Annotated in this window: 23 protein-coding genes and 1 pseudogene; 12 read left to right on the plus strand and 12 right to left on the minus strand. The window is 63.1% G+C overall.

Going from position 1 to position 25343, the window contains the following annotated elements; genetic code table 11:
- The first annotated feature begins 63 nt into the window (after positions 1–63).
- Positions 64–390: a DUF1820 family protein gene (locus AC07T0_RS27735; protein ID WP_103495828.1), complete on the plus strand. Its 327-nt coding sequence runs from the start codon at positions 64–66 to the stop codon at positions 388–390.
- Between the two features lie 157 nt (positions 391–547).
- On the opposite strand, the gene AC07T0_RS27740 is transcribed toward AC07T0_RS27735, so the two are convergent.
- The 4 genes from AC07T0_RS27740 to AC07T0_RS27755 all read right to left on the minus strand — a co-directional run bounded on the left by AC07T0_RS27740 (position 548) and on the right by AC07T0_RS27755 (position 4079).
- Complete coding sequence (locus tag AC07T0_RS27740) at positions 548–1096, minus strand: tetratricopeptide repeat protein (RefSeq protein ID WP_495004171.1); 549 nt, start codon at positions 1094–1096, stop codon at positions 548–550.
- 225 nt (positions 1097–1321) lie between these two features.
- Positions 1322–2605 (minus strand): glutamate-1-semialdehyde 2,1-aminomutase, encoded by a 1284-nt coding sequence (gene hemL / locus AC07T0_RS27745; protein WP_495004172.1) that lies wholly within the window; start codon positions 2603–2605, stop codon positions 1322–1324.
- A 17-nt stretch (positions 2606–2622) separates the two neighbouring features.
- Entirely contained in the window at positions 2623–3246 is a 624-nt protein-coding gene (gene thiE / locus AC07T0_RS27750; protein ID WP_495004173.1) for a thiamine phosphate synthase, read from the minus strand.
- A gap of 35 nt (positions 3247–3281) precedes the next feature.
- The gene (locus AC07T0_RS27755; protein ID WP_495004174.1) at positions 3282–4079 is read right to left on the minus strand and encodes a hydroxymethylpyrimidine/phosphomethylpyrimidine kinase; all 798 of its coding nucleotides are present in this window, start codon (positions 4077–4079) and stop codon (positions 3282–3284) included.
- Between the two features lie 286 nt (positions 4080–4365).
- On the opposite strand from AC07T0_RS27755, the gene AC07T0_RS27760 reads away from it, so the two are divergent.
- From AC07T0_RS27760 to AC07T0_RS27775, 4 genes are all read left to right on the plus strand, one after another.
- Positions 4366–6750 (plus strand): hybrid sensor histidine kinase/response regulator, encoded by a 2385-nt coding sequence (locus tag AC07T0_RS27760; RefSeq protein ID WP_495004175.1) that lies wholly within the window; start codon positions 4366–4368, stop codon positions 6748–6750.
- Positions 6751–6840: 90 nt separating this feature from the next.
- Complete coding sequence (locus tag AC07T0_RS27765) at positions 6841–8490, plus strand: acyl-CoA dehydrogenase family protein (protein WP_495004176.1); 1650 nt, start codon at positions 6841–6843, stop codon at positions 8488–8490.
- 264 nt (positions 8491–8754) lie between these two features.
- Positions 8755–10227, plus strand: coding sequence for an AMP nucleosidase (gene amn, locus AC07T0_RS27770; RefSeq protein ID WP_495004177.1), 1473 nt, complete (start codon positions 8755–8757; stop codon positions 10225–10227).
- Positions 10228–10532: 305 nt separating this feature from the next.
- On the plus strand, positions 10533–11099 hold the full coding sequence (locus AC07T0_RS27775) for a pseudouridine synthase (RefSeq protein WP_495004190.1): 567 nt from the start codon (positions 10533–10535) through the stop codon (positions 11097–11099).
- A 12-nt stretch (positions 11100–11111) separates the two neighbouring features.
- Here AC07T0_RS27775 and AC07T0_RS27780 read toward each other — a convergent pair whose 3' ends face one another.
- Together AC07T0_RS27780 and AC07T0_RS27785 are read right to left on the minus strand one after the other, a co-directional pair.
- Positions 11112–11321 (minus strand): DUF2788 domain-containing protein, encoded by a 210-nt coding sequence (locus AC07T0_RS27780; protein WP_495004178.1) that lies wholly within the window; start codon positions 11319–11321, stop codon positions 11112–11114.
- A gap of 260 nt (positions 11322–11581) precedes the next feature.
- Positions 11582–12061, minus strand: a complete 480-nt coding sequence (locus AC07T0_RS27785; RefSeq protein WP_486084012.1) for an Lrp/AsnC family transcriptional regulator — start codon at positions 12059–12061, stop codon at positions 11582–11584.
- A gap of 456 nt (positions 12062–12517) precedes the next feature.
- On the opposite strand from AC07T0_RS27785, the gene AC07T0_RS27790 reads away from it, so the two are divergent.
- Positions 12518–13711: a DUF6515 family protein gene (locus AC07T0_RS27790; protein ID WP_495004179.1), complete on the plus strand. Its 1194-nt coding sequence runs from the start codon at positions 12518–12520 to the stop codon at positions 13709–13711.
- A 4-nt stretch (positions 13712–13715) separates the two neighbouring features.
- On the opposite strand, the gene AC07T0_RS27795 is transcribed toward AC07T0_RS27790, so the two are convergent.
- On the minus strand, positions 13716–14606 hold the full coding sequence (locus AC07T0_RS27795) for a cation diffusion facilitator family transporter (protein ID WP_495004180.1): 891 nt from the start codon (positions 14604–14606) through the stop codon (positions 13716–13718).
- 33 nt (positions 14607–14639) lie between these two features.
- Positions 14640–15059 carry a periplasmic Zn2+ metallochaperone PmcY gene (gene pmcY / locus AC07T0_RS27800; RefSeq protein ID WP_495004181.1) on the minus strand — a complete coding sequence of 140 codons (420 nt, stop codon included), beginning with the start codon at positions 15057–15059 and terminating at the stop codon, positions 14640–14642.
- Positions 15060–16165: 1106 nt separating this feature from the next.
- Here pmcY and AC07T0_RS27805 point away from each other — a divergent pair.
- The 3 genes and pseudogenes from AC07T0_RS27805 to hrpB all read left to right on the plus strand — a co-directional run.
- Positions 16166–16582, plus strand: a pseudogene (locus AC07T0_RS27805) (HAMP domain-containing protein); the annotation flags it as partial.
- Positions 16583–16732: 150 nt separating this feature from the next.
- The gene (locus AC07T0_RS27810; protein WP_495004191.1) at positions 16733–17446 is read left to right on the plus strand and encodes a methyl-accepting chemotaxis protein; all 714 of its coding nucleotides are present in this window, start codon (positions 16733–16735) and stop codon (positions 17444–17446) included.
- Positions 17447–17516: 70 nt separating this feature from the next.
- Positions 17517–20051: an ATP-dependent helicase HrpB gene (gene hrpB / locus AC07T0_RS27815; RefSeq protein ID WP_495004182.1), complete on the plus strand. Its 2535-nt coding sequence runs from the start codon at positions 17517–17519 to the stop codon at positions 20049–20051.
- A gap of 52 nt (positions 20052–20103) precedes the next feature.
- On the opposite strand, the gene AC07T0_RS27820 is transcribed toward hrpB, so the two are convergent.
- The 4 genes from AC07T0_RS27820 to AC07T0_RS27835 all read right to left on the minus strand — a co-directional run bounded on the left by AC07T0_RS27820 (position 20104) and on the right by AC07T0_RS27835 (position 22801).
- Positions 20104–20556, minus strand: coding sequence for a hypothetical protein (locus tag AC07T0_RS27820; protein WP_495004183.1), 453 nt, complete (start codon positions 20554–20556; stop codon positions 20104–20106).
- Between the two features lie 147 nt (positions 20557–20703).
- Complete coding sequence (locus AC07T0_RS27825) at positions 20704–20853, minus strand: hypothetical protein (RefSeq protein WP_495004184.1); 150 nt, start codon at positions 20851–20853, stop codon at positions 20704–20706.
- Positions 20854–21045: 192 nt separating this feature from the next.
- On the minus strand, positions 21046–22128 hold the full coding sequence (locus AC07T0_RS27830; RefSeq protein ID WP_495004185.1) for an endonuclease/exonuclease/phosphatase family protein: 1083 nt from the start codon (positions 22126–22128) through the stop codon (positions 21046–21048).
- Positions 22129–22138: 10 nt separating this feature from the next.
- Positions 22139–22801, minus strand: a complete 663-nt coding sequence (locus tag AC07T0_RS27835; protein ID WP_495004186.1) for a YciC family protein — start codon at positions 22799–22801, stop codon at positions 22139–22141.
- Positions 22802–22984: 183 nt separating this feature from the next.
- Between AC07T0_RS27835 and AC07T0_RS27840 the strand changes: the two genes are divergently transcribed.
- The 3 genes from AC07T0_RS27840 (at position 22985) to AC07T0_RS27850 (ending at position 25242) form a co-directional block, all read left to right on the plus strand.
- The gene (locus tag AC07T0_RS27840; RefSeq protein ID WP_495004187.1) at positions 22985–23761 is read left to right on the plus strand and encodes a DUF2076 domain-containing protein; all 777 of its coding nucleotides are present in this window, start codon (positions 22985–22987) and stop codon (positions 23759–23761) included.
- Between the two features lie 363 nt (positions 23762–24124).
- Positions 24125–24604, plus strand: coding sequence for an NYN domain-containing protein (locus AC07T0_RS27845; protein ID WP_248799413.1), 480 nt, complete (start codon positions 24125–24127; stop codon positions 24602–24604).
- Between the two features lie 26 nt (positions 24605–24630).
- A complete protein-coding gene (locus tag AC07T0_RS27850) occupies positions 24631–25242 on the plus strand; it encodes a 3'-5' exonuclease (protein WP_495004188.1) in 612 nt (203 codons plus the stop codon).
- Positions 25243–25343 lie beyond the last annotated feature (101 nt).

The raw sequence follows: 25343 nt of genomic DNA on the forward strand, positions 1-25343 counted from the left end.
CGTTCGGCGGCTATGCTATAGTTCGCGCCCTCTTTTTATCCCCCGATGTGTTGCCCGCCCACCATGACCAAACGTGAAGCCCCCATCTACAAGGTGATTTTCCTCAACCAGGGCCAGGTGTTCGAAATGTACGCCAAGCAGATCTATCAGAGTGATCTGTGGGGCTTCCTGGAAGTCGAAGAATTTGTCTTTGGCGAGCGCACTCAGCTGGTGGTCGATCCTGGCGAGGAAAAGCTCAAGGCCCAGTTCGAAGGCGTGGTGCGCAGTTTCGTGCCGATGCATTCGATCGTGCGCATCGACGAGGTCGAGCGCCTGGGCACGCCTAAGATCAGCGAAGCACGTGGCATGAGCAATGTGATGCCATTCCCGATGCCGATGCCCGATAAATAAAAGAGCCTGGGAGTTTTGTGGCGCCTTTGAGGGCCTCTTCGCGGGCAAGCACCGCTCCCACAGTACGCGTCCGAGTCCAGACTTGATTGTCGGTCATATCGAAACCGCCGTGGGAGCGGTGCTTGCCCGCGAAGAGGCCGGCCCAGACGCTACAGATTCAGGGAAGAGGTGAAAACGGCGTCCGCCCGTCAGCCGTCTGCAACTCCAGCAGGTATTTGCGGAAGATCTGCCCCAGCACCTGGGTCGCTATCTCCAACTGGTCACGGGGCATCTGCGCCGCGACCTCATCCGCCGTGTCCAGCGCATCCTCGGCGCCGTTGACCGCCGCCATCTTCAGCACGATATAGGCCTGGACGTTATTGGCCGGCACACCCTCACCCTTGTAGAACATGATACCGAGCTGGTACTGCGCCTGGGCGTGACCCTGCAGGGACGCCTGTTCGAAATGACTCAGGGCCTTATTGAGGTCATGTTGCGGGTTTTTGCTGTCGTGATAGAACTCGCCCAACTCGTATTGCGCTTGCGCATCGCCGCCCTTTGCCGCTTCTTCACAGGCGGCCAGGGCCTCGGCGAGGTCCTGTGGCTGGGAGTTGAGGGTGCAACGGCCCATCGCCGGGATCAACAACGAGTTACCGCCTGCCTGTGCCAGCAGCGGCTGAAGGAGCAACAGGCAGCCCAAGGCAAGGGCGCGGCCGGTGCGGTTCATGGGAATCGACGTACCTCTGAAGGGCGGGCGGACCCGGCCAGGGGATGACTATGGCGCGCATTATGAAATAAGCGGGGGCCACCTTACAAAGTCTTTACTCGTTTTTCTGCTGCGCGGGCGCTATATGCGCTTGTTTTGCAAGTATCTGCACAGAGGACGGTAGGAAACAGGGGAAGTTTAGGCGGGAAAACCGACGTCGGCTGAAACCGACGTCGGGGACATCGGTTACTTCAGTGCGGCAAAAGCCTTTTCAGCGGCATCCAGAGTCAGTTTCAGCTCGGTCTCGCCATGGGCGATGGAGGTGAAGCCGGCTTCGAAGGCACTCGGTGCCAGGTACACGCCGCCGTCGAGCATCAGGTGGAAGAAGCGCTTGAAGCGCTCGGCGTCGCTGGCCATCACGTCGTCGAAGGTGACGATGTCGTCGGCGCCGCTGAAGTACAGGCCGAACATGCCGCCGGCCTGGGTGGTCACGAACGGGATGCCGGCCGCGTCGGCGCGTTCTTGCAGGCCCTGGAGCAGGCGGCTGGTGTAGTCGCTCAGCTCGGCATGGAAGCCCGGGCGGCTGATCAGGCGCAGGGTGGTCAGGCCGGCGGCCATGGCCAGCGGGTTACCGGACAAGGTCCCGGCCTGGTAGACCGGGCCCAGCGGGGCGATGCAGGACATGATTTCGCGCTTGCCGCCGAAGCAGCCCACCGGCATGCCGCCGCCGATGATCTTGCCGAAGGTGCTCAGGTCCGGTGTGACGCCGTAGTGGGCCTGGGCGCCGCCGAGGGCGACACGGAAACCGGTCATCACTTCGTCGAAGATCAGCACCACACCGTGCTGGTCGCACAGGGTCCGCAGGCCCGCGAGGAAACCGGGTGCCGGCGGCACGCAGTTCATATTGCCGGCCACTGGCTCGACGATGATGCAGGCCACTTGCCGGCCGACTTCGCCAAGCCTCTTCTCGACCGCGTCGAGGTCGTTGAACGGCAGGGTCAGGGTGTGTTTGGCGAAGTCCGCGGGGACCCCGGCCGAGCTCGGTACACCCTGGGTCAGGGCGCCGGAGCCGGCCTTGACCAGGAGGCTGTCGGAGTGGCCGTGGTAGCAACCTTCGAACTTGATGATGTCGTCACGGCCGGTGAAGCCACGGGCCAGGCGGATGGCGCTCATGGTCGCTTCGGTGCCTGAGCTGACCATGCGGACCATGTCCATTGACGGCACGATCGAGCAGACCAGGTCGGCCATCTCGGTTTCCATGGCGGTCGGCGCACCGTAGGACAAGCCGTGTTCCAGTTGCTTGCGCACGGCGTCGAGCACGTCCGGGTGGCTGTGACCGAGGATCATCGGGCCCCAGGAGCCGACGTAGTCGACATAACGCTTGTCGTCTTCATCGGTGACATAGGCGCCCTCGGCGTGCTTGAAGAACAGCGGCGTGCCGCCGACGCTCTTGAACGCGCGAACTGGTGAGTTGACGCCACCGGGGATGTGCTTCTGGGCACTGGCAAACAGGGTTTCGGAACGAGACATGGGCAGGCTCTCAGGAGTCATGAAGTGAAGAGGGCGTTGAAGGCTTGGGCGCGGCGGGTCACTTCCCGGGTGCTGTCGGCACCGAACAGGCCATGGATCACGGCCAGCAGGTCGGCACCGTGGGCCACCAGCGGGGCGGCGTTGTCCAGAGTGATGCCGCCGATCACCGCGATCGGTAGTTGCAGCCGCGGGCGGGCGCGTTCCAGCAGGGCCACGTCAGCGGCAGGTGCGCCCGGCTTGGTGGTGGAATTGAAGAAACGCCCGAAGGCGACATAGCTGGCGCCTTCCCGGGCCGCCTGCTCGGCGAGTTCAAGCTGGGCATGGCAGGTAGAGCCGATAATGGCCCGGCTGCCGAGCAGCGCACGGGCCGGCGTCAGCGGGCCGTCGGTCTGCCCCAGATGCACGCCGACCCCCAGCCGCGCCGCCAGTTCGGCGTCGTCGTTGATGATCAGGCGGGTCTTGTAGCGTTCGCAGAGCAGCCGCAGGGCCTCGGCCTCTCGCAGGCGACGGGCCTCGTCGGTGCTTTTGTCGCGGTACTGCAGCAAGGTCACGCCGCCATCCAGAGCTGCCTCGACATAAGACAGGAACTTGCCGGCCAGCAACTGGCTATCGGTGATGGCATACAGGCCGCGTAGTTTCATCGGGTCAGCCTCGGGGTGTTGGGAAGCGCTGAAAGTTACGAGCAGAAATCCAGCGGCAGGCGTCGGGGCACGAACTGGCCTTTGCCCAGTTGCTCGGCATCGCGCAGGGTCCGCCAGGTGTAGTTCAGCGCGGTCTGCACGGCGCTGACCAGGCCTTCGCCCAGGGCCAGGCGCCCGGCGAGGGTGCTCGCCAGGGTACAGCCGGAGCCATGATAGCTGCCGGGCAGGCGCTGGCATTTGAAGGTCTGGCGGCTGCCGTCGCGGCTGTACAGGCGGTTGTGGATTTCGTCTTCGTCGCCATGTCCGCCGGTGATCAACAGGTGTTGGCAGAACGGCAGGAGTTTTTCCGCGCATTCGTCGGCGCTGCCGTCGGGCAATTCCGCGAGGATGCGCGCTTCAGGGAGGTTGGGGGTGGCAATGGTCGCCAGTGGCAGCAGGCGTTCGCGCATGGCATAGCCGACTTCATCCTTGCCCAGGCGTCCGCCGCCGCCGGCGCGCAGCACCGGGTCGCAGACCAGCGGCAGGTGCGGGTGCGCCAGGAGCAGTTCGACCACGGTGTCGACCATTTCCAGGGAGCCGAGCATGCCCAGCTTGACGGCCGCCACGGTCGAATCGTTGAGCACGGCATTGGCCTGGGCCAACACCCACTCACGGTCGAGCACGCGGAAGTCGCTGACGTTGACCGTGTCTTGCACGGTCAGCGCGGTGACCGCGGGAGCGGCATGGCAACCCTGGGCGAGCAGGGCTTCGATATCTGCCTGGAGACCGGCACCGCCACTGGGATCGTGGCCGGAGAGACAGAGGACAACGGGACGCGAGCTATAGGTATTCATGGTGCGCGAGCTTACCACCAAACGCTTTTTTCGGGATCGTCCGCCCGGCGTTGAATTTACACCCTGAAGGTTTTTTCAGCGCGGCCGATAACCCTTCGTCAGGCAGCCAAATTGTCTGCTGGGACGCCCGTTCTAGAGCCTTTGGATAAAATGTTTCAATGGTGTGTTTTAGCCATCAGTGGCTATGCTAGAGTGGATCCAAACGAATAACAGGCCATGAAGTTTCACGTCGTCTCAAAGGGAAGGGGGGCTCCTGACGCGACTTGATTGGCCATGCTGGGGCTGTATGCGCTATTTGCTGCTGATTTTGTTGAGCTGGCTGCCGCTGTTGGCGAGTGCAGTCGAGTTTGATGAGTCCACTCAGAGTCTGCCTCTGGGCCGGGTCATGCAGGTGTTCGAAGACGCGAGCGGCCAGGCCGATATCGCGCAGATTGCCTCGCCCGCCATGGCCGCACAGTTTCATTCGCACAACAAGGCCTCGCTCAATGCCGGCTACACGCTGTCGGCGTACTGGCTCAAGGTCGACCTGAGCTACGTCCCCAAGGATCCCGGCGCCCGGCGCATCTGGTTGCTGGAGCTGGCCTATCCGCCGATGAAACACATCGAACTCTATGTGCCGAACGCCAATGGCGGCTACCGCCTGGCCCAACGCAGCGGTAATGAATTGCCGTTCGTCAGCCGGCCGATCAAGCAGAACAACTATCTGTTCGAGCTGGACTTTGCCCCCGGGGAAAGCAAGACCGTCTACCTGCGGCTGCAAACCGAAGGCTCGATGCAGGCGCCACTGACCCTCTGGTCGATGCAGGCCTACCTCGAAGACGAACCGGTGCGCCTGTATGTCCTCGGGCTGATCTATGGTGTGCTGTTGGGGATGCTGGTCTACAACCTGTTCATCTACCTCAGCGTGCGCGACACCAGCTACCTCTATTACATCTTCTATATCGCCTCGTTCGGCTTCTATCAGCTATCGGTCAATGGTGCCGCGGCGCAGTATTTCTGGCCGAACAGCCCCTGGTGGGCCAACGCCTCGACGCCATTCTTTATCGGTCTGGCGGGTTTCTTCGGTTGCCAGTTCACCCGCAGCTTCCTGCACACGGCCGCCCACAGTCGCTGGCTGGACCGGCTGTTGCTGCTATTGATGACCTACAGCGCGGTGGTCACGGCGCTGTCGTTGCTGACCGGCTATGCCCTGGCTCTGCGCCTGGCGACCCTCCTGGCCCTGGCGTTCACCGTGACCATTTTCGTCGCCGGGATCAGTGCCTGGTATTGCGGATTGCGGGTGGCGCGCTACTTCATCATTGCCTGGTCGGCGTTCCTGCTCGGCGGCCTGGTCAATACCCTGATGGTGCTGGGCTACCTGCCGAACGTGTTCCTGACCATGTACGCCAGCCAGATCGGCTCGGCCCTGGAGGTCGGGTTGTTGTCCCTGGCCCTGGCCGACCGGATCAATACCATGCGCGAGCAGCAGGCGCAGACCTTGCTCGAGTCCGGGCAGAAGCTGGAAGGGCTGAACCGCGAATTGGCCAACAGCAACCGTCTCAAGGACGAATTCCTCGCCACCGTCACCCATGAGCTGCGCACCCCGATGAATGGTGTGATCGGCTCCCTGGAGCTGATGCAAACCCTGGAACTGGACTCGGAACTGGCGCAATACCAGCAGACGGCGGCCGCTTCCGCCCGGGACATGATGCGCATGGTCAATGGCATTCTCACCCTGACCGAGTTGCAGGCCGGCCGGCTCAAGCTCAGTGCCCAATCGTTCGGCCTGCGCCGTTTGCTCGATGGCCTGCAGGAGCAGTTCGCCGGTCGCGTCCAGGGCAAGGGCCTGCATTTCGCCATTGAAGTGGACGACGATGTGCCGGACAGCCTCCATGGCGACGCGCAGAAGATCATGCAGTGCCTGGAATGCCTGGTGGACAACGCCATCAAGTTCACCCGTGAAGGCGGGTTGGTGCTGCGGGTACATGGCCGGCAGGTCGCGGAGCAGCAATGGGCGCTGTCGTTCGCGGTGATCGACAGCGGTATCGGTTTCAGCGACCTGGATGAAGCCACGCTCTATCAGCGTTTCTTCCAGCTCGATGGTTCGATGACCCGTGAGTACGGCGGCCTGGGGATTGGCCTGGCGATCTGTCGGCAGTTGATCGACTTGCTCGGCGGCCACCTCACCCATCAGTCGGAGCCGGGCATGGGCAGCCGCTTCCAGCTTGAGGTGGAGGTCGAGGCGTTGATTCCGCGGGCGGTACGCCCCTCGCTGTCGTCGGCCGCGCGTTACTCCTATGACTGCAGCCTGTTGCTGGTGGATGACAACAACGTCAGCCAACTGGTGGTGCGCGGCATGTTGCTCAAGCTGGGCTATCGGGTGTTCACCGCGGCCGACGCCCGGGCCGCGCTCGATGTGCTGCACGGGCAGGCCGTGGATGCGCTGCTGCTCGATTATCCGGCGCAACCGGCGGACCAGCTGCTGCTCTGCCGGCAGTTGCGGGCACTGCCTGGCGGCACCGAGCTGCCGATCCTGGCTCTGGTCAGCTCGACCGACGCCACGGAGCGCGAGCGTTGCCTGGCGGCTGGCGTTACGGACACCTTGTACAAGCCGGTCCGTTTCGAGGAGTTGAAGAGTCTGCTGGCCCGTTGCCTGCTGACTTCGGTAGAGGGGGAAAGCGCCGGTACTTAGGCGCTTATGTCACTTTTTTCGCGGTGGCACGCGTGATTCACTGGGTTCCCTGGCCTTTCTCTGCGAAGCCACTTCTCAAAGGAGCCCGATATGAACCTCCATCAATACGCCGAAACCCATGAGGTCACCAACCAGCCACCGTCGCTGGACGGGACCAACCTCTATCATATCGACCGGCCGCTGCAAGAGTGGGCGCGGCGTTTCGGTGCCGCTTGGGCCGAGTCGCGGATCGAGGCCTATGGCGCGCTGGCCGGCGGGCCGCTGATGGAGGCGGGGTTTCTCGCCAATCAGAACAAACCGGTGTTTGTCAGCCATGACCGCTATGGTCATCGCCAGGACCTGGTGGAGTTCCACCCGGCCTATCACCAACTGATGCGCACGGCCGTCGAGCATGGCCTGCCGTCGTTGCCCTGGACCGACCCGCAGGAGGGCGCCCATGTCGCCCGCGCCGCCATGACCTACCTGCACAGCCAGGCCGAAGCTGGCACCGGTTGCCCGCTGACCATGACCTTCGCCTGCGTGCCGGCCTTGCGCCTGCAGTCGGATATCGCCGAACAATGGCTGCCGAGCATCCTCAGTAGCCAATACGATCCGCGCAATATCGGCATCGCCCATAAAACCGGGGCGACCATCGGTATGGCCATGACCGAGAAGCAGGGCGGTACCGACGTGCGCGCCAACACCACCCGGGCCTATCCCGTCGGCGCTGGCGGCCCGGGGCAGCCTTACGAACTGGTGGGACACAAATGGTTCTGCTCGGCGCCGATGTGCGACGCTTTCCTGACCCTGGCCCAGACCGACAAGGGCCTGACCTGTTTCCTGCTGCCGCGCCACCGCCCGGATGACAGCCGCAACCAGTTCTATATCCAGCGTTTGAAAAACAAGCTGGGCAACTGCTCCAACGCATCGAGCGAAGTCGAATTCCGTGGCGCCCTGGCCTGGATGATCGGCGAGGAAGGGCGCGGCGTGCCGACCATTATCGAGATGGTAGCGATGACCCGTTTCGACTGCATGGTCGGTTCCAGTGCCTTGATGCGTCAGGCGCTGACCCAGGCCAGCCATCATTGTGCCCATCGATTGGTCGGTGGCCGCGTGCTCAGCGAACAGCCGTTGATGCAGAACGTGCTCGCCGACCTGGCGCTGGAGAGCGAGGCGGCATTGGCCTTGAGCCTGCGCATGGGCCGGGCGCTGGATCGCCTGGGGGATGAACATGAGGCGAAGTTCGCCCGGCTGGTGACGGCCGTGGGCAAATACTGGATCTGCAAGCGCGCTCCGGCGATGATCAACGAGGCCGCCGAGTGCATGGGCGGCGCGGGGTATGTGGAGGACAGCATCCTGCCGCGGTTGTACCGCGAGGCACCGGTCAACTCGACGTGGGAAGGGTCGGGGAACGTACAGTGCCTGGATGTGCTGCGTTCGCTGTCCAAGGAGCCAGGCGTCCTCGAAGTGCTGTTCAGCGAATTGGGCGATGGCCATGGCGACAAGCGCCTGGCCCGGCATATCGAGCACTTGAAGCTGGCGTTTACCGACACCCACGATATCCAGTACCGCGCCCGGCAATTGACCGAAGACATCGCCCTGGCGTTGCAGGCCAAGTTGTTGCTGGAGGCGGGCAATGCCGAGGTCAGCGATGGCTTTATCGCCAGTCGGCTGGCAGCCGGGGGGCGGGTCTACGGCACCTTGCCCCGTGGGGTGAATGTCGAGGCCATTGTTGCCCGCTCGACGCCGCAGGGATTCTGACACGACAGATACCGTTTGGGTTGACGTTGATCTGTAGGTGCCAGCTTGCTGGCGATAGCGCTGGTGAGTGTGACATCGCAATCGCCAGCAAGCTGGCTCCTACAGGTACGGTGTTTCAGCGCAAAATACCGTCAAGCCCAGGCCCCGAAAGTACGGTGTCTGCCTGAGGCTCCGCGTGCAGGCATATGCGGCGGTCTGATAAGCCACTGTTCCCGTCCGACGCTGTTGCAGGCAAGATGAAGGTCTGCAACATCAGAAGACAGGATGCTCTCCGTGACCGAAGCTTTTATTGTCGTGCAATCCCCCGAACAAGCCGTGGACCGTCTGGCCGAACTCCACGAGCGTGCCACCAGCGCCCTGAGCCAGGCGCTCAAGCGTTACCTCAAGGATCGAGTCGAACCTGACGCCGAGCAGCGAGCCCTGTTCCGCTACCCTGAACTGCGCCTGACCTACACCTATCAGGGTGAAGTCCCCGCCACCACCCGGGCCTACGCCAAGGTCCAGTTGCCGGGCACCTACAGTGTTACCGTCACGCACCCGGCGGCGTTTCGCAAATACCTGCTGGAACAACTGGTGCCGCTGATGCGCGACTTCACCGTGACGGTGGAAGTGGGTGTCAGCGAACAGAACATTCCTTACCCCTACGTGGTCGAGCAGGGCGATGAACTGGCCGGCTCCGGCGTCACCGCCTCGGCCCTGGCGCGGGTGTTCCCCAGCACCGATTTGTCGGCCGCCACCGATGACATCGCCGATGGCCTGCACGACTGGGAAAACACCTCGCCCTTGCCCCTGGCCCTGTTCGACGCCGCCCGGGTGGATTTTTCCCTGCGCCGCCTGGTGCATTACACCGGCAGTGACTGGCGCCATGTGCAGCCGTGGATCCTGCTGACCAACTACCACCGCTATGTCGACCAGTTCATCCTTCATGGCCTGCAACAGCTGCGTGACGACCCGCGTTTCGTGCGCATGGTGTTGCCGGGCAACGTGATCATCGACCAGAGCATGGCATACGACGAGGCTCAGGCCGTGGCTGCCGCTGTGGTCTGGCACCGCTACCAGATGCCGGCTTACCACTTGCAGGCCGCCGATGGCCATGGCGTGACCCTGGTGAATATCGGCGTCGGCCCGTCCAACGCGAAGAACATCACCGACCACCTGGCGGTGCTGCGCCCGCATTGCTGGCTGATGATCGGCCACTGCGGCGGCCTGCGCCAATCCCAGACCATCGGCGACTATGTGCTGGCCCACGCTTATATGCGCCGCGACGGGATTCTCGACCGGGTGGTGCCGCCGAATATCCCGATCCCGGCCCTGGCCGAAGTGCAGATGGCCTTGCAGCAGGCGGCGGCCAACGTCACCGGCGAACGTGGCGACGATTTGAAGAAGCGCCTGCGCACCGGCACCGTGTTGACCTACGACGACCGCAACTGGGAACTGCGCTGGGCCCAGGAACGGCCGTTGATCAACCTGTCCCGCGCCGTGGCCGTGGACATGGAAAGCGGCACCATCGCCGCCCAGGGGTATCGCCTGCGGGTACCTTACGGCACCTTGCTTTGTGTCTCGGACAAGCCGTTGCACAGCGAAATCAAGCTGCCGGGTTCGGCGAACGCCTTCTATGAGCGGGCGGTCAGCCAGCACTTGAAGATCGGCATCGCGGCGGTGGACCTGCTGCGCACCGAGCTGCATTCGCTGCATTCGCGCAAGCTGCGCAGCTTTGACGAGCCGCCGTTTCGTTAAGCACGCTGATTTTCAGCGGTCTTGAGGGCCTCTTCGCGGCCAAGCTCCGCTCCCACAGGTTTTGTGTCGGACACAAGGCCTGTGGTCGACACAAACCCCACTGTGGGAGCGGAGCTTGCCCGCGAAGCTTTTGGCGGCCTTGAGAATGTAGCAGCCAATGAATCTGTGGACGCACTTCTGGAAATAATGGCTGGCACGCCCTAGCATGGCGGCTCCTGATTCTCAGATGTCCTCTTGCCATGTCTCGTCAACCCCGTCCCGTCGTGCGCCGTGCGGCCGCGAAAACACCTGTCGCGCCGCGTCGGGTGGCCAAGGCCGCGCCGGCCGAACCCAAGCTGATCCTGTTCAACAAACCCTTCGATGTGCTGACACAGTTCAGCGAAGGCGAAGGGCGCGCGACCCTCAAGGATTTTATCGACGTGGCCGGCGTCTACCCCGCCGGCCGGCTGGACCGCGACAGCGAAGGCCTGCTGTTGCTGACCAACGATGGCCAACTCCAGGCGCGCATCGCCGATCCCAAGCACAAACTGGCGAAAACCTATTGGGTGCAGGTCGAGGGTGTGCCGAGCGCCGAGCAGATCGAACAGTTGCAAAAAGGCGTGGAATTGAACGACGGCATGACCTTGCCCGCCCAGGCGCGACAGATCGACGACCCCGGGCTGTGGCCGCGCAACCCGCCGGTGCGGTTTCGCCAGAGCATTCCCACCTGCTGGCTGGAATTGATCATTCGTGAGGGGCGTAACCGCCAGGTCCGGCGCATGACCGCCGCAGTAGGCTTGCCGACCTTGCGCCTGGTGCGCGTGCGCATCGGCGACTGGACCCTGGACGGCCTGGATCAAGGTCAGTGGCGAGAAGTGCCGGCGCGCTTGTAGCGGGGCACTGCGTTACAGCGACCCGGACTCGATCAGCCCGATCACCACGCTTTTGATCACGAACGCGACGATGCCCAGTCCCAGGACGAAGAACAGGATAAAGGTGCCGAAGCGACCGGCCTTGGATTTTTTCGCCAGGTCCCAGACGATAAAGCCCATGAAAATAATCAGGATGCTGACCAGACCGGTCATCATCCACTCTTCGAAAACGGCGGGATCCATCGAAACCTCTCCAGCGCGAGCGGGGTGGAAAATCGATCAATTATACGCCACTCGCACAAGCGCATCTGATCTCGGGCAATAAAGCGCTCTATCTATCGACCGGGGACCTGTAGGAGCCGAGCTTGCTCGCGATCGGCTGCGCAGCAGTCGTAAAGCTTGTGCATGCGCTGCATCTGGCACACCGAGTCAGCCGGATTGCGGCCGCTACGCGCCCGATCGCAAGCAAGCTCGGCTCCTACAGGTGAGCGCGAGCGCAGCGATCAGTTGCGCAAATGGGTCAGCGGCAACTCCGTGCTGTTGAGCACCTGGTTCAGCACAAAGCTGGAGCGCACGCTGGTCACCCCTTCGATACGTGTCAGGTGCCCCAGCAGCAGTTTCTGGTAGTGGTCCATGTCCGGCACCACCACTTTCAACTGATAGTCGGCGTCCATCCCCGTCACCAGGCTGCACTCCAGCACCTGCGGCAGGGTGCGGATGGCCGCTTCGAAGTTTTCGAAGCGCTCCGGGGTATGCCGGTCCATGCCGATCAGCACATAGGCGGTCAGGCTCAGGCCGAGCATCTTGCGGTCGAGCAAGGCCACCTGACGGGCGATATAACCGTCGTCCTCCAATTGCTTGACCCGCCGCGAACAGGGCGACGGCGACAAGCCGATGCGCTCGGCCAGTTCCTGGTTGGAGATGCGGGCATCGCGCTGCAATTCCGCCAGAATGCTCAGGTCGTATCGGTCGAGTTTGCTCATCAGTTAGGCCTTTCTAATAACTATTGCGGTAAATTATCTATCTTAAGTTAAAAATTGCGCAAGACATGTTTATTTAAGCAATATTCGCAATCCTGTGCCGCCGCCCCGAGCCTATGCTTATCACCAGAATCACTGCCCGGACCAGTGTCCTGTCTCGCAAGCTCGTTCACATTCGAGACAGACACTCCAGTCCACTGCGGCCCGCCGAATCAGGCCAGCCGCGGCCGACAATCCCACAGGGTTGCGCCGGCCACCGGGCTACACGCTGTCCAGAAGACGGTGTGAAGTGAGCCGGCGTCAAAAGCGCCGAGCACGGACGAAGTTCTCAAGGGGAGGCCGACGGGTCTCCCTTTTTTAATGGGCGAAAAATAAGTTACACGACTGGTACAGTGTCACAGAACCGGAGTCCGCTTTCCCAGTCTTATGGTTAAGCCCTGAACCGCAGTGAGGAATGGAATGAAATCGCGCATCTGGCGTCTGGCAGGTGTTGGCTTGCTCTGTATGAGTGTTGGTGCGCAAGCGCTGGCAGAAAACCAGGGTGATGAAAATCAGAAACATGAGGGTGAACATCGCCCTGAAGGTCGTCCGGGAGGCAATGAGGGACGCCCGCAAAACAATCAACCGCGTCCCCCAGCCCCGGCCCCACGGCCACCAGCCCCTGAAGTTCGCCCCCCGGCGCCCGCTCCGCGGCCACCAGCCCCCGAAGTCCGTCCTCCGGCGCCCGCTCCGCGGCCACCAGCCCCTGAAGTCCGTCCCCAGGCGCCGCAACCCCGTCCGGCTGCTCCTGCGCCCGCCCCCCAGGTTCGCCCGGAAAACAATCAGCGTTTCGAGCGGCACGACCAGAACGCGGGCGGCCAATGGCAAGGCCGCCCGCCGCAGAACGAGCCCAATCAGGCGCCGCGCCCGGCACCGCAGAACAACCTGCCGATCCAGCCGCACCCCGATAGCGTGCGCCAGACCCAGGAACCGTTGCGTGGCAACTATTCCGATATTCCCCGGCGCAACGGCAACAACCCGAGCTGGCAAGGCGGCAACAATAACAATCGTCCCGGTGGCAACTTCGAGCACCACGACGATCGTCGCTGGCCGGGGCGTCCCGATGGCCACGGCAACGGTTGGGGCTCTGGCCCGCAATATCGCCCTGGTTATGTGATCGACCGTTTCCCCGATCGCAACTGGCGGGTGCCGTACCGTGGCCGGGACTATTTCTTCTCCGGTGGCTACTGGTATCGTCCGCAGGGCGAACGCTACGTCGTCGTCGACCCGCCCCGTGGCATTCGCACCAGCTACCTGCCCGACTATGCGCGGGAAGTCTGGATCGGCGGTTCGCTGTTTTTCCTCGCGGCCGGCGCCTATTACCTCTACCAGGAAGATACCCAGGACTACGTGGTGGTCGATCCACCGGCGGCCGCGCCGCAGGTGGCACCGGAGCCGGAAGGCAACGGCTACGATGTGGTGGCGTATCCGGTCAACGGCCAGAGTCCGCAGCAGGTCCAGCAGGACGGCGAGGATTGCTATCGCTGGGCGGTGCAGCAAAGCGGCTTTGACCCGGCCAACGTGACCTATGCGCCGGCACCGGCGGTGGTCCAGGCTTACCGCCAGGCTCAGGGCAATTGCCTGAGCAGCCGCGGTTACCAGGTCAACTACTAAGCGGTTATTGACGCGGCGTGACCACTTCCCGTGGGTCGGCGTGCACCAGCACCTCGGCCTGCGGGTAGGCGGCATGGATGGCATCGGCGGCCTGGTCACTCAGGCCGTGAGCCACCGACAAGGTCAACTCTCCCGGCAGCTCCAGGTGTAACTGCACAAACCAGCGGTTACCGGAGATCCGTGTGCGCAGGTCGTGGGCACCCAGCACCCCGGGTACACCGCAGGCCAGCTCCAGCATGTGCTGGCTGATGTCCGGCGACAATTCCTCATCCATCAGCACCGCGAAGCTTTCGCGGCCGATCTGGATCGCGCTCCACAGGATGTAGACCGAGATCCCCAGGCCGAACCAGGCGTCCACCTGCGGCCAGCCGAAGCTGGCGAGCACCAGCGCGAGCAGGATGCTGCCGTTGAGCAGCAGGTCCGAGCGGTAGTGCAGGGAGTCGGCGCGCACGGCGGTGGAACCTGTCGCGCGGACCACCTTGTGCTGCAACAGCAGCAACCCGCCGGTCAGGATCAGCGACAGTAGGATCACCCCGATACCGATCCACGGCGCACCGATCGGCTCCGGGTTTTTCAGCCGCTCGAACGCCTGGATCGCGATCAGTACCGCACTCACCGAAATGAACAGTGCCTGGGCCATGCCCGACAGGGATTCGGCCTTGCCGTGCCCGTAACGGTGATCGTTATCGGCCGGACGCAGCGCGTAGTGCACCGCCAGCAGATTGAGAAACGAGGTGACGCCGTCGAGCAGCGAATCGGTCAGCCCGGCGAGCATGCTCACCGAACCGCTCAGCCACCAGGCGATGGCCTTGGTCACGATCAGGGTGCAGGCCACCGCCATCGACGCCCGGGTAGCCAGACGTAACAGGCGGGCGTGTTCTGTGCTGCTGGTCATGAGCGTGGCGATCCTCTTTCAGTGGCCATGGACTCAGGCCGCAGGGCGCAGGTTGTACATCGCCAGCTGTTGCAGATTGCCTTTTTGCTGGATCAGGCGCGGGTCGTTCAGCGGCAGGGTCTGGTGCAGTTCGGTCTTGAGAATCGCCTGCAACTTGAGGTTGTCGACCTGGCCATCGGCGGTGATGGCCTCCTGGAGTTTTTCCGGGGCGATTTGCGCGGTCTTGCCCTGGGGCAGGTAGATGGCGCCGGTGGCGAAGTCGACGCCAAACGCGATCAGGCCTGGGATGACAAAGAACAGGATGCCGACGGCATCGAGGCCGGCAATCAGTGGGTCGATCCGCCCCTCGATCTGGCCACGGCGGTCCGGGTAGAAAATCGAGCCACAAGCGCTCAGTTGGGTCAGCAGGGTGGCAGCCAGAACGGTGCCGATAACACGGGAAGCAATACGCATGGGTATCTCCTGAAGGAAACGTGAAGCCACTGATGGCCGCGTCTGGATCAGTTGTTAAGACCACGATTAAGACCGGGCAGTTCGCCGTTATACCCGGCTCTCTGTCTGGGAGCCACCCTGAAGTCGTTGCCGATTGATGAAGTCTTGCCGGCTTTGTACCCGGCGCCGGGTCAGGCGCTGAGCAAGGCGTTCAGCCAGGCTTTGCCGCGCCGCCGCTGAATGTCGCAAATCTTCAATCATTCGTGCAAAGCCTCCAACTGCTTCGGGGCCTCTGGCCACTAGGATGGACACGTCCCACCTGATCTCCGCAAGGCGCCCTGGCGCTGGATGCCGGCGAGTCGTCCGAGGAAGACTGAGCGACGTTCGTTCCCAGCCACGCAGTCGAGGAACCGCTTATGTTCAAACCTGTATTGGCGCTGATGAATCGGGCGCGCTACCTGCAAAAATTCTGCCTGATCTTTCTGCTGTTCATGGCGCCGTTCGGTTGGCTGGCCTTCGACAAGCTCGCGATGCTGGCGGCCGAGCTGCAGGGCGCGCAGCGCGAGTTACAGGGGTTGCGGGCTTTCGAAGCGGCTTTGCCGGCCTATAAGGCGGCCCTCGACCTGGCCGCTTTGCATGTGCTGAGCCATGCCCGCAACAAGCCCGACAGTGTTGCCGCCATAGAGTCCGGGCGACGCCACCTGGAACAGGCCGGGCAAACCTTTGACGACTGGCTGGGCCATACCCCTTTTGCCGTAAGACGTTTCATGGTCGGTGATCCCTCGGCCAACCTGGGCGTGCCGCAAGCCAACCAGGTGCTCAGCGGCCTTTACGCAGACGAAACCCGCGCCGCCCTGGCGCAGTTGGCGACCTTGAAGGAAATCGGCGCCGATTCGCGCTTGAGCATGGACGGCGACCCACGGCTGTACCGGGCGACCGACCTGCTGATCAGCGAGATCCTGCCGCTTTACGCCACGCTGGCGCAAACCCGGGGTTACGCGGCTTATATCAGCGCGTATGGTTTTCTGGAGTCTGCTTCACGGGCCACGGTGGTGAGCCAGCCCGGGCTGCTGGAACCTTATGTCGAGGCGGGTGGCGCGGCCGACAATCCGAGCGCGCGCCGGTTGATGGCCGAAGCGGCGCGGGAGGCGCGGGCGCTGTACACGAGCAGCATTGTCGAGCCCTATTCCCAGAGCGGCGCCTACGACGAAGCCTCCATCGAGCACTGGCAAGAGCGCTTCGACCACTACCAACCCAGCGTCGAAAAGCTCGATGCGGCCTTCACGACGGTGGTCGAGGACAGTGCGGCGCTGTTGCGTGAGAGGGTCTCGAGCCGCCAGGAGCGTCTGGCCAGTTGCGCGGTGCTGCTCAGCGCTATCGTGCTGGTGATCCTTTATTTGTTTTGCGGCTTCTTCCTGTCGGTACGCGAAGCGCTTGGCGGTATCCGCGAGGCCATGCGCCGCTTGGCCGCCGGTGACCTGGTCCAGGTGCTGCGGGTTCAGGCACGGGACGAGGTGGGCGATCTCGCCGAGGATTTCAATCGGATGCGCGTCAGCGTCGCCGAATTGATCGTACAGGTCAGCGGGTTCTCGTCCACCACCCAGGGCAAGGCCGAGGACCTGAGCCAAAGCGCGGGTGCCAGCCGGCGCAGCGCCGACCGGCAAGGCGCGGAGCTGGCGCTGATCGGCACCTCGATGAGCGAGTTGGTGAGCAGCGTGCAGGAGGTCAGTCGTGCCTCCCAGACAACCGCGCAGCGCGCCAGCCGGGTCGGCGATACCTGTCGCGAGGGCAGCCGCCATGCCGGTTCCGCCGCGGCCGGGATCCACCAGTTGTTCGCTGAAATGGACCAATCGTTGTTGGCTATCCAGGCCGTGGACGAGCAGAGCCGGGCGATCGCCCAAGCCGTCGGGCAGATCCGCAGCGTCTCCGAGCAAACCAACTTGCTGGCGCTCAACGCCGCCATCGAAGCTGCCCGAGCTGGCGAGCAGGGCCGCGGCTTTGCGGTGGTCGCCGATGAAGTCCGCCATCTGGCGATACGCTCCCAGGCGCTGACCGGGGATATCCAGCACACCATCGAAAGCCTGCAACAGCAGGTCGGCAACGCGGTGCGGACGATCAAGAGCAGCCACGCCAGTGCCTCGACCCGGGTCGGAGAAGTGACCCTTACGGCGCAGAGTTTCCAGGCGATTACCCAGGCGATGGGGGACATCATCGATCACAACCTGCAAATTGCCTCGGCCGCCGAACAGCAGGCGCAAGTGGTGGAAGGCGTGGAGCGCAACACCCTGGAAATCCGCGCCTTGAGTGAAAGCAATGCCAGCGAGGCGCGCATGACCGTGCAGGTCAGCGATGAAGTGGCGGGCATGACCCGGGAGCTGCATCGGCTGATTGCGCACTTCAAGGTCTGAGTCGCGAGTCCTTTAGCTTTGGAGGCCTGTCGGGTTCGCCGTATAATTCGCGGTCAGCCTGGGAGCCACCATGAATTCGTTGCCGATTGATGAAGTATTGCCGGCCCTGCGCCAGGCGTTGGGCGAGCGCCACGAGGCGGTGCTGGAGGCGCCGCCGGGGGCCGGTAAAACCACTCGGGTACCGCTGGCGCTGCTGAACGAGCCGTGGTTGGCCGGGCAAACCATCCTGATGCTTGAACCCCGGCGCCTGGCGGCCCGGGCGGCGGCCGAGCGGTTGGCCAGCGAACTGGGGGAAAAGGTCGGCGAAACCGTCGGCTATCGCATTCGCCTGGAAAGCCGGGTCGGCCCGAAGACGCGCATCGAAGTGGTCACCGAAGGCATTCTCTCCCGTCGCCTGAATGACGACCCGGCCCTTGAAGGTGTCGGCCTGGTGATTTTCGACGAATTCCACGAACGCAGTCTGGATGCTGACCTAGCCCTGGCCCTGAGCCTCAACGGGCGGCAGATGTTTCGTGACGAACAGCCGCTGAAGATCCTGCTGATGTCCGCCACGCTTGAAGGCGAACGCTTGGCCGGCCTGCTGGACGACGCGCCGGTGGTCCGTAGCGAAGGGCGCATGTTCCCGGTGACCCTGCGCTGGAGCCGGGCCTTTCAGCCCGGCGAGTTTATCGAACCTCGGGTGGTGCAGACGGTGCATGAGGCGCTGGACGCCGAGCACGGCAGCCTGCTGGTGTTTTTGCCGGGGCAGGCGGAGATCCGCCGGGTGCATCAGCAACTGGAGGAGAGCCTCGGTGGGCGGGCCGATGTGCTGCTGTGCCCGCTGCATGGCGAGTTGGACCTCGCGGCCCAGCGCGCGGCCATCGAGCCGGCGCCGGCCGGCAAGCGTAAGGTGGTGCTGGCCACCAACATCGCGGAAACCAGTCTGACCATCAATGGCGTACGGGTGGTGATCGACGCCGGGCTGGCGCGGGTGCCGCGTTTCGATCCGGGCAGCGGCATGACCCGCCTTGACACCCAGCGTATCTCCCGGGCCAGCGCCACCCAGCGTGCGGGTCGCGCCGGGCGTCTGGAACCGGGGGTATGTTATCGGTTGTGGTCCGAGGCTCAGCATGAGCAGTTGGCGGCCTACGGCAGCGCGGAAATTCTCCAGGCGGACCTGGCTGGATTGGCCTTGCAACTGGCGCGCTGGGGTGTGGCGCCCGGCGAGTTGGTCTGGATGGACGCACCGCCGGCGGCTGCTTATGCCCAGGCGCAGGACCTGTTGCAGCGACTTGGTGCGCTGGCCGACAAGGCCGGCGCCGAGTCCGTATTGACGAACCATGGCCAGGCCATGGCCGAGTTGCCGGCGCATCCGCGTATCGCTCATTTGCTTTTGCGCGGTCAGGCGCTGGGGCTGGCGAGCATGGCTTGCGATGTGGCGGCACTCCTGGGCGAGCGGGATATCCAGCGCGGCGGCGGGGCCGACCTGCACACGCGGTTGGCTTTGTTGGCGGGTGAAGAGCGCGTGGCACGTGGCGCCCAGGGCGGTGTGCAGCGGGCAAGACAATTGGCGCGACAGTATCGCGGCTACTTGCGCGGCACGGCGAGCGAGCCGGTCGCCGACCCGGATCACCCGCGCTGGCTCGGGGCGTTGCTGGCCCTGGCGTACCCGGATCGGGTCGCGCAACAGCGCCGCGAAGGTGGCGCGGAGTACCGGTTGGCCAATGGCCGGGCGGCCTTGTTCAGTGAAACCGACAGCCTGATGAAACAGCCCTGGCTGGTGGTGGCCGACCTGGGCAGCCGCCAGGGCCAGCGCGAAGAGCGTATCTACCTGGCGGCGGAGTTCGATCCGGGCCTGTTCGACACTGTGCTGGCCGAGCAGGTGAGCACGGTCGACCAGTTGGACTGGGACGAGCGCGAAGGCGTGCTGCGGGCCGAGCGCCAGCGCAAGGTCGGCGAGCTGATCCTCGGTCGCGAACCCTTGACCGGGCTGGACGAGGCGGCGCGTAGCCAGGCGCTGGTCAACCTGGTCCGGCGCAAGGGCCTGGAGCTGTTGCCCTGGACCCCGGAACTGCGCCAATGGCAGGCGCGGGTGGCCTTGTTACGCCAGCTGGACCTGGCCGGGGCGGGCAAGAGTGACTGGCCGGATGTCAGCGACAAGACCTTGCTGGCGACCCTGGAGCAGTGGCTCAAACCGTATCTGGGGCGGGTCTCGCGGCTCAGTCATTTCGCCAACCTGGAACTGGCCGGGATCCTTCACAGCCTGTTGCCCTGGCCGTTGCCGCAGCGCCTGGATGAGCTGGCGCCACACCATCTGAGCGTGCCCTCGGGCTCGTCGATCCGCCTGGACTACAGTGAGCAGCCGCCAATTCTGGCGGTGCGCCTGCAGGAATTGTTTGGCCTGGCCGAGACCCCGCGGATTGCCGGTGGTCGTCAGGTGGTGAAACTGCACCTGCTGTCGCCGGCCCGTCGGCCGGTGCAGGTGACCCAGGACCTGGCGAACTTCTGGCGCAGCACCTACGCCGAAGTGAAGAAGGACCTCAAGGGACGTTATCCAAAGCATTACTGGCCGGACGATCCCTTGGTAGCAGAGGCCACTGCTCGGGCAAAACCCAGGGGGACCTGAGGGCGCGACGGGTTGAGCGGGTCAGGTTTTCAGGATGTGGCCAGGAGTGCTCTCAACCTTGCGGCTGGTTGGCAGGGGAGGGCTGTAAGGGAGCGGTCATCTGCTTGATGCGTCCTTCCAGGCCACCATTTTCCTGGTAGCTCGAATAGAGCGTGAACAGCCCGAACAGTGCCAGCGCCACGGCGACAGAGGCAATGCCACTCAGAGTATGGTTTCCAAGGGAACGCCAGAAGCCGGGCTTAAGGCTCTCGATTTTGGCAACGATAACGCCATTGGCGATGGTCTCTTTCATCTCCGCACCGAGTTGATCAAGCGACTCGTCGATGAAGTTTTTTGCCAACTGCTCGGCTCTATCTCGATACATCCTGACTTGCTGTGGGGTGCAGGCGATCTGTTTGAATGCATCGTGATTATCGCTGTCCTGACTTCGAAGCCATTCAATTTTATGGCGCTTGTACAGTGCGTAGGCCAGCAGGCCCAGGAAATCCTCATCAGCCTCAACCATCTTGTTGAAGACGTTGAACGGTAACGAACTGGCAGGTGAGGTTGCTGTGGAGGAGTGAGCTGGAGTGTGAGGAAGGTCAGCGGGAGATGACGCTTGAGGTGTCATCTCGACTGATGGGTGCGCGGACAAAGAATGAAAATCCCGCCGTCAACGAGACAGGCGTTCGTACGCCCGCTTCATCATGTCATTGATGGTTTCTTTGGATAGCTTCGAGGAGCGAGCAACGACATCCTTCCTGGCAGTCGACGAGAGCCGCTTGTTACTTTCCTTGACGAGTGCGATCGAGACGTTGGGCATGACAACCTCCAGTTTCTCCGTGGTCGCTCGGGCTTTCAGAGCTGCCCGGACGATAATCTCCCTCTGATCATCTTTGACAGCGACCCTGGAAAAGTCAAGGAAGCAGGGGGCAACTGGTGCCGCATCAAGAATACAAGCTGTGTCTGGCTTGGCCGAGCGATGGGCTTTCTGGGGGAGCCAGCAAGCCGGCTCCTACAAAGCCGCCGGCAACAGAAACCGCGCCAGCACCGGCAAGTGATCGGAAATCGTCAAGGTGTCGTCCTGGCGTACCTGTGCCTCGACCCGCTTGAGCTTGGAACTGTAGAACCAGTAATCCAGGGTCCGATCCGGCCCACTGACGTCGGGATCGTTCGGGTAGTACGACAGCCACTGCTCACGGTCTATGCCGCTGGCTTCGTTGTTGCTCGGGATCATCGGGTACTTGTCCCACAGCAGATGCAGCTCGCTGTCCGCCGAGTAACCGCCGCGCAAGCGTGGCGGCAGGCGCAGATACTGGCCCAGCGGCAGCAGGTTGAAATCACCGCCGATCAGCCAGGGCGTGCCCTGGCTCTCGAACTTGTCGAGCAATTGCAGGGTCATCCGCACTTGCTGTAGCTGGGTGTCGTTCTGGGCGTAGGCCCCCAGTTGCGTATTGACCACTGCCAGTTGCCCGCCGTCGCTCAACGGCAGGTAGTTCACCAGCAGGGCCGGGCGCGGCTTGAACTGCCGCTTGAGCAGATTGCCCGAGGCCAGCGGCAGTTGCTGGCGTTCGGCGTGTTCGACCTGATAGCGACTCAAGGTCGCCAGTTTGCGCCCGACGCTGCCGAAAATATGCCGGTCCGGGACAAAGTCGGCTTTCCAGTCGAACGCCTGAGAGCTGCAGGGATACAGGTCCGCGAGCCGTTCCTGGAGCAATTTCAACTGATCCTGGTAGGCGCTGGCCTTGGCGTTTTCGTCGACTTCCTGCAACAGCACGATGTCCGGCTGCTCGTCGCGGATCACCCGGCTCACCTCATCCAGGGTAAAGGCCATGTCTTCCGGGGTCGGACGTTCGTCCGGGCCGCTACCGTCGGGCAGGTCGTACCAGAACACGTAGCGTTTGCCCGCCAGGTACTGGAGGTTCCAGGTCATCACCTTGAGGGCCTGGCCCGGGACCAGCACCGGGGCCTCGGCGGTGCAGCGCACCGGCAGGGTTTCGCGCTCTTCCGGACGCCAGGTCAGGCTGTAGACCAGCAGGGCGGTCAGGCCCGTGACAATCAGCAGGCCGGCCACCAGGTAACGTAATAGACGGGTCATGGGCCTCGGTTCAGTCTTTAGCGGAATTTTCACCGATCAGCATGTAGATTCGGAACAAGACGACGCTGCTGAACAGTTGCAGGAAACTGTGGGCGCTGTCGATGATCAGCATCAATACCGGGTTCTGTGGCGCCGGGTAGACACTCAGGCTCAACCCCTTGAGCAGCCAGAGTGGCCCCATGACACACAGAATGCAGGTGAAGATTAGCCAGAAGTGGCCGCGGCTCAAGGCGAAGCTCTCCTTCATCGCCCGCAGCGGCTCGCGCCCGCGCAGCACCAGCAGGTATTCGGAGAAGGCCAGCACCACGGTCAGCCAGATGCCGGGAATGAAATACAGCGACAGGCCCAGCACGATGGCGATGGTATTGACCGCCGACAACAGCGCAAAACGCGGCCACAGGCGTAGGGACATGGCCAGCAGGTCACGGTTGGCCGGGGTTTCGCCACGGCTGCGGGCATCGAGAAACAGGATCAGCGCCGCGGTATAGAGTGGATAGACCAGCAACCCGGACACCAGCCCGTAGGCCGGCGAGGCATCCGGGCCCACGGCGTTGTCCAGCAGTTGCTGGAGCAGGGTTTCGAAGATCACCAGCGGCAGGCAGAGCAGGGCGATCTGGCGCAGGTTGCGCTGGAAAAAGTACAGGGAGTCACGGATTACATTGAACGGGTTCATCGATTGTCTATCGCGCAGGCTGAGGCAGGGCATCACTTTAACCGATGGCGCGGGCCGACACTCAAATGTAAACGTTAGGTAAGGACTATTGAAACTTCCGGTAACAACCCCATAACTGAGGGACGCCTGGACCCGCTTGGGTCGGGGCGATCGATTTCTACCCGGCAATCTAATGAGGTCGCCATGAACAGCGAAGAGCAAACCCTGATCGATGGACTGTTTTCACGGTTGCAGCAAGCCGGAACGGATTCAGCCCCGCGTGACGCCCTGGCCGAAGCGCGGATCAAGGAACACCTGACTCGCCAACCGGCCGCGCCGTACTACATGACCCAGTCGATCCTGGTGCAAGAGCATGCGCTCAAGAGCCTTGACGAACAGAACAAGCAATTGCAGGCGCAGGTGCAGCAGCTACAGGACGAGTTGCAGCAGGCCCGTGCCCAGGGCGCCGCGCCGGCGCCGAGCAGCGGTGGTTTCCTGTCGAGCATTTTCGGTGGCGGCCGCGATCCGGCCCCCGCACCGGCCCCGAGCAACTCCGGTGGCGGCTGGCGTGAGCCGGGGCGTCCTGGGTTCAATGCGCCACCACCGCAGCAGAACTACAACGCTCAACCCAACTATCAGCAACCGGCCTACGCCCAACCCGCGCCACAGCAGGCGGCTCCGGCGGCGCCTATCGGCAGCGGTTTCCTCGGTGGCGCGCTGAAAACCGCAGCCGGTGTGGCCGGTGGCGTGATGCTGGCGGAAGGTATCAGCAGCTTGTTCCATCACAACCAGCAGCAACCGCAGATCATCGAGGAAATCATCGAGCCGAGCCCGATGAGCAACAACGGTGGCGGTTGGGGTGATGAGCAGCGCATGGCCAACAACGATTCCTGGGGCAGCAATAACCAGGGTGGTTTCGCCGACGCTGATTTCAATGACGACAGCTCGTCCTTTTCTGGCGACGACGACTCCTTCGTCTGACCGATAATGGGGAGCGACTCCGCACTTGTGGGAGCGGAGCTTGCCCGCGAAGCTTTTGGCGGCCTTGAGGGTGCTTTCGCGGGCAAGCACCGCTCCCACAGGTTTTCGGTCGTATGCAGACTTTCGATTCGACGCGGAAATTGTGGGGGCCGGATTCACCGGAGCGCCGGACCACCACGAAGAGGCCCCTGAGGCCGCAAAAAATTTTGCAGGTGACCCGACTCCTGAAATTCTGTTCCTCCAGCCCCCCAGCCCCGTCGAATATTCGCTGAACCTTCCCCCAGGCTGGCATACTGCGCACCTAATCGCTCCCGAGCGCTCGTCATCACCCGCCAGTGCGCTTTTGCGCCATGAGGATTTGCGGTGAAGAAAATCGCTGTGTTCGCCGATGTGCAGAACCTCTACTACACCGTTCGCCAGGCCTATGGTTGCCACTTCAACTATGCCGCCCTGTGGGCCGATATCAGCCAGCGCGGGGAGATCGTCGAGGCCTATGCCTACGCCATCGATCGCGGTGACAGCAAGCAGCAGCAGTTCCAGCAGATTCTGCGCAACCTGGGTTTTACGGTGAAGCTCAAACCGTATATCCAGCGCAGCGACGGCTCGGCCAAGGGCGATTGGGACGTGGGCATCACCATCGATATCATGGACGCGGCGCCCCATGTCGACGAAGTGGTGCTGGCTTCCGGCGACGGCGATTTCGACCTGCTGCTCACGCGCATCATCGGCAAGCACGGCGTTGAAGCCGTGGCCTATGGCGTGCCGGGATTGACGGCCAACTCGTTGATTCGTGCCGCCAGCCGCTACGTGCCCATCGAAGGCGCGTTGTTGTTGAGAAACTGAAACTGATTTTGCAAAGGGCTGGGCTTTTGGAACGTATTGCGGTCATCGACTTTGAAACCACGGGCATCACGCCGAACGCGGGGTGCCGGGCTACGGAAATCGCCGTGGTCATCCTGGAACAGGGGCGCATCGTCGACCGTTACCAGAGTTTGATGAACGCCGGCGTGCGCGTGCCTGCGTTTATCGAACAGCTGACCGGCATCAGCAACGCCATGTTGCGTACCGCGCCGTCGGCGGAGCGGGTGATGAACGAGGTCAACGAATTCGTCGGTACCACCCCGTTGCTGGCGCATAACGCCGCGTTCGACCAGAAGTTCTGGGACTTCGAGCTGGGGCGGATCAAGCGTACCCGGTTGCAGAACTTTGCCTGTTCGTTGCTGCTGGCGCGGCGCTTGATGCCGTCGGCGCCGAATCACAAGCTGGGTACGCTGACGGCGTTCGCCCGCTTGCCGAATACGGGCCAGGCGCACCGGGCCATGGCCGATGCCGAGATGGCGGCGAATCTGCTGGCGCATATGGCTGGCGAGTTGCGCGACAAGCATGGGGTGCAGGGGGTGTCCCATGATTGGTTGTGTAAGTTGCAGAAGGTGCCGGCAGCGAAGATTGGCGAGCATTTGAAGCGCTATCGGGGCGTTTGAGAGCACTGTCGCGGACAGTCCAGGGTTTACGTCTGGCCGAGATTTGTGGCGAGCGGGCAAGCCCGCTCGCCACAAAAACACGCTCCGTTACAAGTTTTCTT

This window comes from Pseudomonas sp. GW821-FHT04D07 (genome assembly GCF_059420225.1).

Coding starts and splice junctions, on each gene's coding strand:
- AC07T0_RS27735 (WP_103495828.1), top strand. CDS start 64: ATGACCAAACGTGAAGCCCCCATCTACAAGGTGATTTTCCTCAACCAG.
- AC07T0_RS27740 (WP_495004171.1), bottom strand. CDS start 1,096: ATGAACCGCACCGGCCGCGCCCTTGCCTTGGGCTGCCTGTTGCTCCTT.
- hemL (WP_495004172.1), bottom strand. CDS start 2,605: ATGTCTCGTTCCGAAACCCTGTTTGCCAGTGCCCAGAAGCACATCCCC.
- thiE (WP_495004173.1), bottom strand. CDS start 3,246: ATGAAACTACGCGGCCTGTATGCCATCACCGATAGCCAGTTGCTGGCC.
- AC07T0_RS27755 (WP_495004174.1), bottom strand. CDS start 4,079: ATGAATACCTATAGCTCGCGTCCCGTTGTCCTCTGTCTCTCCGGCCAC.
- AC07T0_RS27760 (WP_495004175.1), top strand. CDS start 4,366: ATGCGCTATTTGCTGCTGATTTTGTTGAGCTGGCTGCCGCTGTTGGCG.
- AC07T0_RS27765 (WP_495004176.1), top strand. CDS start 6,841: ATGAACCTCCATCAATACGCCGAAACCCATGAGGTCACCAACCAGCCA.
- amn (WP_495004177.1), top strand. CDS start 8,755: ATGCTCTCCGTGACCGAAGCTTTTATTGTCGTGCAATCCCCCGAACAA.
- AC07T0_RS27780 (WP_495004178.1), bottom strand. CDS start 11,321: ATGGATCCCGCCGTTTTCGAAGAGTGGATGATGACCGGTCTGGTCAGC.
- AC07T0_RS27785 (WP_486084012.1), bottom strand. CDS start 12,061: ATGAGCAAACTCGACCGATACGACCTGAGCATTCTGGCGGAATTGCAG.
- AC07T0_RS27790 (WP_495004179.1), top strand. CDS start 12,518: ATGAAATCGCGCATCTGGCGTCTGGCAGGTGTTGGCTTGCTCTGTATG.
- AC07T0_RS27795 (WP_495004180.1), bottom strand. CDS start 14,606: ATGACCAGCAGCACAGAACACGCCCGCCTGTTACGTCTGGCTACCCGG.
- pmcY (WP_495004181.1), bottom strand. CDS start 15,059: ATGCGTATTGCTTCCCGTGTTATCGGCACCGTTCTGGCTGCCACCCTG.
- AC07T0_RS27810 (WP_495004191.1), top strand. CDS start 16,733: ATGAGCGAGTTGGTGAGCAGCGTGCAGGAGGTCAGTCGTGCCTCCCAG.
- hrpB (WP_495004182.1), top strand. CDS start 17,517: ATGAATTCGTTGCCGATTGATGAAGTATTGCCGGCCCTGCGCCAGGCG.
- AC07T0_RS27820 (WP_495004183.1), bottom strand. CDS start 20,556: ATGGTTGAGGCTGATGAGGATTTCCTGGGCCTGCTGGCCTACGCACTG.
- AC07T0_RS27825 (WP_495004184.1), bottom strand. CDS start 20,853: ATGCCCAACGTCTCGATCGCACTCGTCAAGGAAAGTAACAAGCGGCTC.
- AC07T0_RS27830 (WP_495004185.1), bottom strand. CDS start 22,128: ATGACCCGTCTATTACGTTACCTGGTGGCCGGCCTGCTGATTGTCACG.
- AC07T0_RS27835 (WP_495004186.1), bottom strand. CDS start 22,801: ATGAACCCGTTCAATGTAATCCGTGACTCCCTGTACTTTTTCCAGCGC.
- AC07T0_RS27840 (WP_495004187.1), top strand. CDS start 22,985: ATGAACAGCGAAGAGCAAACCCTGATCGATGGACTGTTTTCACGGTTG.